Consider the following 1,324-nt stretch of genomic DNA (forward strand, 5'->3'; position numbering starts at 1 on the left):
GCATCAACCAGCGCATCTTCCAGAACCTCAGCGTGCCGAAAATCGTCGGCAGCGTCCTCGAAGAGCACGGCATCCAAGGCAACGCCTATGAATTCAAAGTCGGGGCGGTTTATCCCGAGCGCATCTACTGCGTTCAATATGATGAATCGGACCTGCAGTTCATCCAGCGCCTGTGCGAGGAAGAAGGTATCCACTACCACTTCCAGCACAGCGCCACCGCTCACAAGCTGGTGTTCGGCGATGACCAGACGGTGTTCCCGAAACTCGCACCCGTGGCCTATCAGCAAGACTCCGGCATGGTCGCCAACGACCCGGTGATCAAGCGCTTCGACCTGCGCCTGGAAACCCGCACCAGCCGCACCACCCGCCGCGATTACGACTTCGAAAAACCACGCCTGACCCTGGAAAGCGAAAACCGTGGCGACGCCCTGCCCGACCTCGAAGACTACGACTACCCAGGCCGTTTCATCGACCGCGAACGCGGCAAGCACCTGGCCAAACGCGCCCTCGAACGTCACCGCAGCGACTTCCAGCTCGCCGAAGGCAAAAGCGATCAGCCGTTGCTGGTCAGCGGCCACTTCCTGGCCCTGACCCAACACCCGAAAGCCAAATGGAACGACCTGTGGCTGCTCACCGAAATCCTCCACGAAGGCAAACAGCCGCAAGTGCTGGAAGAGTCGGTTACCAGTGACACGACCAAACTCAAAGACGATTTCCACCAGGGCTACCGCAACTGCTTCCAGGCCACCCCGTGGGACGTGCCAAACCGCCCGCCGCTGACGCAAAAGAAACCGCGCATCCTCGGCAGCCAAAGCGCCGTCGTCACCGGGCCAAAAGGTGAAGAGATCCACTGCGACCAATACGGTCGCGTCAAAGTGCAATTCCATTGGGACCGCGAAGGCCAGGCCGACGACAAGACCAGCTGCTGGCTGCGCGTCTCCTCCGCCTGGGCCGGCGCCCACTACGGCGGCATTGCCATCCCGCGCATCGGCATGGAAGTGCTGGTTTCGTTTTTGGAAGGCGACCCCGACCAACCGCTGATCAGCGGCTGCCTGTACCACAAGGAAAACGTCGTCCCGTACGCCCTGCCGGCGAACAAGACCCGCAGCACCTTCAAAACCCTGAGCTCCCCCGGTGGTGGCGGTTACAACGAACTACGCATCGAAGACAAAAAAGGCCAGGAACAAATCTTCCTGCACGCCCAACGCGACTGGGACGAAAACGTCGAGCACGACCAGAAAATCCGCGTCGGCAACGAACGCCACGACACCGTCGAGCAAAACAGCTACAGCGAATTCAAGGCCGAAGAACACCACACCGTCTA

Annotated in this window: 1 protein-coding gene; it reads left to right on the top strand. The window is 60.3% G+C overall.

Features of this window, described 5'->3' with window-relative positions:
• Positions 1 to 1,324, top strand: a 1,324-nt coding sequence (gene tssI / locus WLY71_RS30550) for a type VI secretion system tip protein TssI/VgrG (protein ID WP_347806557.1), incomplete at both ends; no start/stop codon positions are given.

The organism is Pseudomonas rossensis, assembly GCF_039888995.1.
GTDB lineage: Bacteria > Pseudomonadota > Gammaproteobacteria > Pseudomonadales > Pseudomonadaceae > Aquipseudomonas > Aquipseudomonas rossensis.